Annotated in this window: 6 protein-coding genes; 4 read left to right on the forward strand and 2 right to left on the reverse strand. The window is 55.2% G+C overall.

Going from position 1 to position 7,437, the window contains the following annotated elements; translation table 11 throughout:
• Positions 1-292 precede the first annotated feature (292 nt).
• The 4 genes from VNX88_02475 to VNX88_02490 all read left to right on the forward strand — a co-directional run bounded on the left by VNX88_02475 (position 293) and on the right by VNX88_02490 (position 2,985).
• Complete coding sequence (locus VNX88_02475) at positions 293-607, forward strand: hypothetical protein (GenBank protein ID HWY67498.1); 315 nt, start codon at positions 293-295, stop codon at positions 605-607.
• A gap of 160 nt (positions 608-767) precedes the next feature.
• The gene (gene ruvA, locus VNX88_02480) at positions 768-1,355 is read left to right on the forward strand and encodes a Holliday junction branch migration protein RuvA (protein ID HWY67499.1); all 588 of its coding nucleotides are present in this window, start codon (positions 768-770) and stop codon (positions 1,353-1,355) included.
• Between the two features lie 76 nt (positions 1,356-1,431).
• Positions 1,432-2,112, forward strand: a complete 681-nt coding sequence (locus tag VNX88_02485) for a hypothetical protein (GenBank protein ID HWY67500.1) — start codon at positions 1,432-1,434, stop codon at positions 2,110-2,112.
• A 78-nt stretch (positions 2,113-2,190) separates the two neighbouring features.
• A complete protein-coding gene (locus tag VNX88_02490; GenBank protein HWY67501.1) occupies positions 2,191-2,985 on the forward strand; it encodes a response regulator in 795 nt (264 codons plus the stop codon).
• 1 nt (position 2,986) lies between these two features.
• On the opposite strand, the gene VNX88_02495 is transcribed toward VNX88_02490, so the two are convergent.
• Together VNX88_02495 and mnmE are read right to left on the reverse strand one after the other, a co-directional pair.
• Entirely contained in the window at positions 2,987-5,095 is a 2,109-nt protein-coding gene (locus tag VNX88_02495) for a PAS domain S-box protein (protein ID HWY67502.1), read from the reverse strand.
• Between the two features lie 234 nt (positions 5,096-5,329).
• Positions 5,330-6,694, reverse strand: a complete 1,365-nt coding sequence (gene mnmE, locus VNX88_02500; GenBank protein ID HWY67503.1) for a tRNA uridine-5-carboxymethylaminomethyl(34) synthesis GTPase MnmE — start codon at positions 6,692-6,694, stop codon at positions 5,330-5,332.
• Positions 6,695-7,437: the final 743 nt, after the last annotated feature.

Here is a 7,437-nt window from a genome sequence, read left to right on the forward strand (position 1 = left end):
CGATGGTGGGTGGAACAGCCCGCAAGTGTTCCACCCTTCTGATTCAAAGCAAAGCGAGCTACTTGGTCATGCGGCAAAGGCAACACCAAAACCAACCCCCTCCTAATAAGGGAAAGGCCGGGGCAAACAACGTTCATCGCCCACGCCAGCGGACTCGTGTTGCCTATTTCGTCCTTGACAGAGCCGTCGTGGTTATAGAAGGGATGACAGTGCTTAGAGGATTCCTTCTCGAATAAACGGGCAAGATGCGAGAAGCGGCACAACTGAGCTATCATCCGCACAGGCGAAGATTATGGGCAAAACTAAGCTGGATGCAGCATTCGAGGTTGGGTGCCCTTGTTGTGGCGCTCTACTCAAGGTGGATCCGGAAGCCAGAGCTGTAATTGCGCACACGCCGCCCGCGCGTCCGAAGACCTTCAACGACTTCGAGGAAGCGGCCCGCGCGATGCGCGAGCAGGAAGGTCGCAAGGAATCGCTGTTCCGTCAGGCCGTGGACGCCGAGAAGAACAAGGCCAGTCTCCTGGAACGCAAATTCCAGGAAGCCGTAAAGCGCGCCAAAGACACTCCAGATACGGGCAAGCCGCTGCGGGATTTTGATTTGGATTGAAGAAAGCGGCAATAGGCAATAAGCAATAGGCTAGAGCGAAAAAGCAGCGGCGCTGGCGCCATGAAGGGAACAACTTGAAGAACTATCTACGTCAAGCGCTGAAAGGCGGAAGCGCCGCGTCGCGCCAATTGCCTATCGCCAATTGCCTATTGCCGCCCTCATGATCGCTCGCCTCCGCGGACGTATTCTCGAAAAACATCCTTCTCATTTGATCCTTGAAGCCGCTGGGGTTGGCTACGAGATCACAATCAGTGTCGCAAGTTTTTCCGGATTGCCGGCCGAAGGCGCGGAGGTTTCGCTCTATATCCATACTCACGTTCGCGAGGACACGCTCGCTTTGTACGGATTCCTGCTTCGCGAAGAGAAGCAGTTATTCGAGCGCCTCATCGGCGTCAGCGGGATTGGGCCCAAGCTCGCCATCACGGTACTCAGCGGAATCGCAGCCGATGCATTAGTAACTGCGTTGCGAGGAAACGATCTCACGGCGCTCACCCGCATTCCCGGGGTGGGAAAGAAAACCGCCGAACGCATGGTGCTGGAATTACGGGACAAACTCGATGGCCTCGCCGCTGCGCCGGCGCCCGCGCCTGCAACGCGAATGGAAGAGGACGTAGTTTCAGCGCTGGTCAACCTTGGATATCAGCGCGTGTCTGCCGAACAAGCTGTGAAACGGGCTCTGGAGAAGGCCGGTAACGGCGCGTCCTTCGAACAGGTCTTCCGGCAGACTATGGGATTGATGCAGAAGTGAGACGGGAGCCCCGGCACGGAAGTAGCATCCCGCCCGTCAATAGCGTTAGTGCTTTCCGAAAGCTATAGTCGCTCTCATGCGACGAATTCTGGCAGCCGTAATGCTGTTTGCAGTGCCTGCAACAGCCGCAGTTTCGCAGCAGAAGTGCCCCAATTTGTCGCTTAAACTGCCTCAAACTGGCTTGTTTAGTGCCAAGAAAAAGCTTCCAGCTGGCTGGGTTTTGCACAAATTAAGCGCCACTCTCGAGAAAACTAACTTCAAAGTCGCTGAAAAGGCGTGTGATAACTGGACTTGGGTGGCGGCAATTGTGGCCATGTCCGCCAATCGCAATGCGCATATCGAGCAGCAATACCTGATCGATCGCCTCTATGGAGGCTCAATTTGCACGCCGCTAGCCCTCGATGCTGACACCCTGGCACGACAAATCAGCCATGATTACGTGCTTGCGGATGGTCAGAAGTTCCGCCTTGAGGCGCAGTTTAGCCCTGGAGCGCCTACCCAACCTGATCCTTTGATCGTTGCAGTGCGTCAAAATCGGCCACTGATGGTGCTGTGGCAGAACCGTCCATACCTGCTTACAGGCGTTAATTACGACGAATACACGGCGCCAACCGGCAATAAATTATTGATTGTGACGGAGTTGAATCTCTTCGATCCAGCAGCCGATGCACCGAAACATGAGCTTACCTTTTCCCGTGAGGACGATAACGCCGACGACCTGAACGGCGTGCTCGATCTTAACGTGTATCCGAAGTGACGAATTTTCGCATCTATGTGGGAGGGAAGTTCAGCAATCGACCGCTGAACACCGTTCGGAAGCCTATCCGAGGTCGTAATGTCATCGCTTCGCATGCTGTTTGTGGACGATGAGCCCTCTATCCGGCTCACTTTGCCGGAAATTTTGCGCTTGCATGGGCATGAAGTTGAGGTCGCTTCTACCGTTGCCGAGGCCCTGGCTGCGATCCCGGTACGCAAGTTTGATGTCCTGATCTCCGATCTAAACATCGGAAATCCCGGCGACGGATTCACCGTGGTGAGCGCGATGCGCCGCACACAACCGCAATGCGTGACGCTGATCCTGACCGGATATCCGGGATTCGAGACCGCACTTCAGGCGATTCGCAACCAGGTTGACGATTATTTGGTCAAGCCAACGCAGGTCGAACAGCTCGTGGAGACCATCGAGCGCAAACTGAGCGAGCGCACTCCGCACAACCCTGCGCCGATGAAACGCGTGAACGAAGTCCTCAGGGAGTGGCGACAAAACGTAGTTGATCGTGCAGTTGTATCGCTTTCTGCACGCAGGAAGAGTTCAAACGAGACGATTCGCGAAGCGTTGCTGGAGCTGTTTAACGCGCTCATTACCTTCAACGATCCCAAATCGGATCGCGAAAGCTTTGCACAGGGAGCATCGCATGGCGTGCTTCGCCACCACCAGCACTACTCTATCGACGATTTGTTTGAGGATTTCCGAACGCTGGAACGCACTGCGTATGAGGTCGTCCAGGAAAATCTACTCGCAGCCGACGTCAGTAACCTCGTTCCTGACCTCAGAGCTTTTAACGATCACGTGCAGAACGTTCTTATGCACGCGGTAAACGCCTACCTGGAAGACTCGATCGCTGCATGAATCACGCATAAGGCAGGAAAACGGAGAAAGTAGTTCCGTGCGCCGCCCCTGTAGAAGTCTTCATACGGATGCTCCCGCTGTGCTTTTCGATGACTCCTTGTGATACCCAGAGTCCCACGCCAGTCCCTTTTTCTCCCTTGGTGGTAAAGAACGGTTCGAAAATGTGCGGGCGCGACGCCATGGGAATCCCGGGCCCGTTGTCGCTAACGAGCACGCGGATCCCCATTGCGCGTGACTTCCAGTTGCGCCCGTGCTTCACGCGGATATGAATAATGCCCCCACGAGGGACGGCATCAACGGCATTCACGATCAGATTCGAAAATACCTGACGCATTTCCCCCGGAAATGCCGGCACGGTTGCCTGTGTTTCAAGCTGCGTTTCGAGGTGGACGGACTTGTTCTGCGCTCCCGCCGCGTAAAGCCTCACAATGCTGCCTACCAGGTCGCTGATATTGACGTCGACTGGAGTCGCGGCCTCACGATAGAAGCCGAGCGCCTCACGCGCGATGTGGCCGATGCGATCGACTTCGCTGATCGCCATTTGTGCGTATTCGTGCGCCTTCTGGTCAAGAGAGCTATTTCTGTTAATGAGGTACAAAAGGTTTGTCACCGCTTCAAGAGGATTATTGATTTCATGCGCCATCGTTCCGGCCAGGCGTCCGGTAGCCGCAAGCTTCTCGGTTTTCCGGAGCGCTTCAGCAGCACGGTTGCGCTCGCTTATGTCGCGAGCGATTGTAGAGGCGCCCGTAACTGCGCCTGTTGAATTGCGAATCGGCGAAATCGAAACCGAAACTTCCACGGAACTTCCATCCTTACGCAAGCGCACAGTCTCAAAATGGTCGATCGATTGCCCGCGCCGCAAGAGCTCAAGCAGGTCATCTGCCTCGCGCCGCCTCTCCGGCGGACTGAGAGTGGAAACAGGCTGTCCGATCATTTCGTTCGCAGAGTAGCCGAACATCTTCTCCGCGCCTCGATTCCAGCTATTTATGTGGCCTTCGAGATCCTTGCTGTAGATTCCGTCCTCAGAAGTTTCAACAATCGCTGCCATTCTCGTAAGAGCTTCTTCAGCCCGCTTCTGGTCGGCGATGTCGGTGAATGTTCCCAGCCAGCGTACGACGGCGCCGCGTTCATCACGCAACGGAAGCGCAAGGCCAAGGTGCCAGCGATAGCTGTCAGCAACACCGCGCAGCCGCAACTCGATGGTGAAGGCCTTACCCGACGCAAGGGATGCTCTCCAGGCAGAGTTCGCTGCGGCACTGTCTTCGGGGCTGACGCGTTGCAGCCACGGTTCGCGCGACTGACGCGCTGCACCGATGTAATCCAACCAGCGCTGATTAAAGTATTCGGGAGTTCCATCCGGCGATGTTGCCCAAACCATTTGCGGAATCGCTTCTGCCAGTATCCGGAAATGGGCTTCGCGCTCTGCGAGTTCCTCGGAGAGACGGTCAGCCCTTGAGAGCGCGCGCTCGTAAACGCGTGAAATCGCAAGCAGCTGGTATGCCGCGAAGACTGCAATGATGAACCCTACTGCAAGAGTCAGCAGAATCCCAAGCCGCGAAGTGAATCGGATGGCGTCCCTGGACGATGCAAGATAGGAGGCTCGAAGCTCTTGCTCCGCCGATACCAGTCGCGAGAATTCGGTACGAATGTGTTCCATCAGTGCCTCTTCGCGAGCGTTGTAAGCCGAACTCTCTTCCGGACCCTTCTCGATGGCTTCTTCTACGATGGACCGCCATTGCGCGAGCGAAGCCTTGATGGCGTTGAGTTGTCGCAACTCTGATTCCTGATCACGAACCAAGGTCTCAAGCTTGGCCAGCGCTGCGTCCACACTCGCGGAAGTCTGCCGATATCGTTGAAGCAGGAGTTGATCCGCTGACTCCAGGTAACGCTGTTGCGTGGTATCCATTTCGAGTGCGAGATTGAGCGCTTCGAAACTCTGTGCGATTACTTGACCGGTGTGCTGCACCGCTTGGTTGGCGGTCACGAGACCGCGAATCGCCCACAGCAGCGTTGCCGCGGTTACGGTCATAAGCAAGAAGGGCAGACCAACCATCAGCACCAGAGCTCGCTGAAAGCGTTTGCGATCGAGTGGATTCGCGATGCGGATCACAAACCGCCGAACAGCTCCGATTTCCATTTTTGCGTGTGATTTGGCAATAGAAGGCCGCAACGGCTTCGGAGAATCTGTCGGCACACTGCGTGCTTCTGAACCTTTTGACACACCAGGACCTGAGCGGGAGGATGGAGAACGACAGTATCTTAGCCTAGCTACCCTGATTTCGTTGCTAGACCGCGCGAATAGCCTTACGGCAGGGACATGAGGTGAGTTCCACCTGCCTGGCAACTACTTTCCGATGCAGAAGGTACTGAAGATCAGGTTCAAAATGTCGTCCGTCGTGGTTTCTCCAGTAATGGAATCGAGCGGTCGAAGGGAGTTGTAGAGGTCCATCAGCAGCATTTCGTGGGGCGTGCGATTGGCAACCGCTTCCTCTGCGGCGAAAAGCGCGGATAGCGATTCCTCAATCAGCTTTCGTTGTCGCAGATTCGTGAGGAACCCACTCTCGTGTTGCGTTGCTGAGCTTCCTCCAACTTCTGCGACTACTCTTTCACGAAGCGCTTCAATTCCCTCGCCAGTCATTGCCGATGTGCTGACCTCCGGTAGATGGTCGGAGTTAAACCTGCTCTGATTTCGATCAGCTAAATCAGACTTGTTTCGAACCAGGATGCGCTTGCGGCCCAACGTTGCCTGTAGCAAGCGTTCGTCTTCATCTGCGTGTTGGGAAGCGGTGTCGTCGGTAACTACGAGCACGAGGTCGGCATCAGCGAGCGCCTCGTAAGATTTGCGGATACCTATCGCCTCTACCTCATCGGAGCTACTGCGGATACCAGCGGTGTCAATCAGATGGATGGGAATACCTGCAAGTGAGACAGTTTCCGTAACCAGATCGCGTGTGGTGCCTGGAATGGCAGTGACGATGGCGCGTTCACGCGCGACAAGCCGATTAAACAAACTCGACTTGCCTACATTGGGTCTTCCAACAATCGCGAGCGTTAATCCTTCGTGTACGACACGGCCATAGGCGAATGATTGTGCAAGAGCTTCGAGTGGCGGGCGAATCTGGGAGATTGCGGCGAGAATGCGATTATCTGGAAGAACGGCAACTTCGTCTTCGGCAAAGTCGATACCAGCTTCGAGCAACGCTATCAGGTCTACTAGTTGTTTCTTAACCGGCTTGATGCGACGGGAAAGCGCGCCTTCCAATTGCTGGGCAGCGATCTTGGCCTGAAACAGCGTCTGTGACTCGATCAGATCGCGCACAGCCTCAGCCTGGGTGAGATCGATGCGGCCGTGGAGGAATCCACGCATGGTGAACTCACCCGGCTCCGCCAGCCGTGCGCCCCGGGCCAATGACTGCTCAACGACATACTGGAGGACAACCGGCGAACCATGCGCCGATATTTCGACGACGTCCTCCGTCGTGTAGGAGTGCGGTTTCTGGAAGAACGTGACAACGACTTCGTCGATCCTCTCGCCGGCATGTTCGCCGATCAGTTCGCCGAAGATTGCACGCCCGGCTTCAAGAGGATGCTTAAGACGAAGCATTGGAGCAACGATCTCTCGCGCATGCGGTCCACTCAGTCGCACAACACCAATTCCTCCGCGGCCCGGTGGAGTGGCGACGGCAATGATCGTGTCGTCGAGATGCACTCTTGAATTCTAGCGGCGGAACTAAACGCAGACGACAGGGAGGGGGCACAGAGGAAAACCGAAGGCCGGACGCACCGAAAATCCGCCGGGCCAGACAAAAGAACAGCGAGAAAAACAAGCGAGTTTTCAAACGCGGCTTCTAATTCGTCGAATTCTGCCCAAAATGCACAAATTTCGTTCAAGACCAGGGAAATAACAGGGACTTCTGTGGATTTCTTCGTAAGCCTCGATGAACAAAGCTATTAGTTTCGGTTAGCGCGAGATTCAAGAAAATAACAGGGAACCAACAGGGAGTTTCTGCGCCATTTTTTCGCATTCTGAAATTCCCCGGTCCACACCTCTCTTGTGAAAAACGACACAAGCCTGGATGTGTCTTCTATCCTGTCTCTCTCTCGTCATAGGACCGCACTATTGGGCGGTTTCGACAATGACAGTACTGGACTGCGATTCCCTCAGTTCGCCTTGGATTGGAAGCTCCTTTCCAATTCAGCACTGTCATCCCTCACTCCGCAGCCAGACTGTTTATGATGTCAATGATTTCAACGCTGAGTGGGGGATCTGCGGTCTGTGGGCAAACATCAGATCCCCCGCGCAAAAAACGCGCGTGATCCCATAACCACGACGGCTCCAGACGCCCGATACACTGTGGTTGCCTTACGACCAAGAGCTCGGGCGAAAGGAGCCAACGTATGTTGATTATAGGTTGTGATTTTCATCCGAGTGGGCAACAGGTCTTTGGCATG

This window comes from Terriglobales bacterium (assembly GCA_035567895.1).
GTDB lineage: Bacteria > Acidobacteriota > Terriglobia > Terriglobales > Acidobacteriaceae > Gp1-AA112.